Genomic DNA, 484 nt, shown 5'->3' with positions numbered 1-484 from the left:
AACCGTAGCAGTAACCAGTACAGTAGATTGTGATGGAGACGGAGTAACAGATGCAGATGAAATCGCATCAGGAACAGATCCAAACGATCCATGTGATTATAACGTGTCAGACATAAGTGTAGCAGTAACAAGCACAGTAGATTGTGATGGCGACGGAGTAACAGATGCAGATGAGATCAATGGACCAGATGGCGATCCAACAACACCAGACGGTACGGATCCAAATGATGCCTGTGATTATGATGTAGATAGTGTAACCTTAGCAGTGACAAGCACAGTAGATTGTGATGGAGATGGCGTAACAGATGCAGATGAAATAGCAAACGGAACAGATCCAAATGATCCTTGTGATTATAACGTATCCGACGTTACAGTAACAGTAACAAGTACGGTAGATTGTGATGGAGATGGCGTTACTTGATGCAGATGAAATAGCAAACGGAACAGATCCAAACGATCCATGTGACTATAACGTGTCAGATGT

At 43.0% G+C, this 484-nt stretch carries 1 pseudogene; it reads left to right on the top strand.

Annotated features, from left to right (window positions below):
* A pseudogene (locus ITB9_RS15710) lies at nucleotides 1–421 on the top strand (hypothetical protein); the annotation flags it as partial.
* Nucleotides 422–484: the final 63 nt, after the last annotated feature.

It is taken from the genome of Olleya sp. ITB9, from assembly GCF_001315805.1.
GTDB lineage: Bacteria > Bacteroidota > Bacteroidia > Flavobacteriales > Flavobacteriaceae > Olleya > Olleya sediminilitoris.
This window is presented reverse-complemented; position numbering and strand designations above follow the sequence as displayed.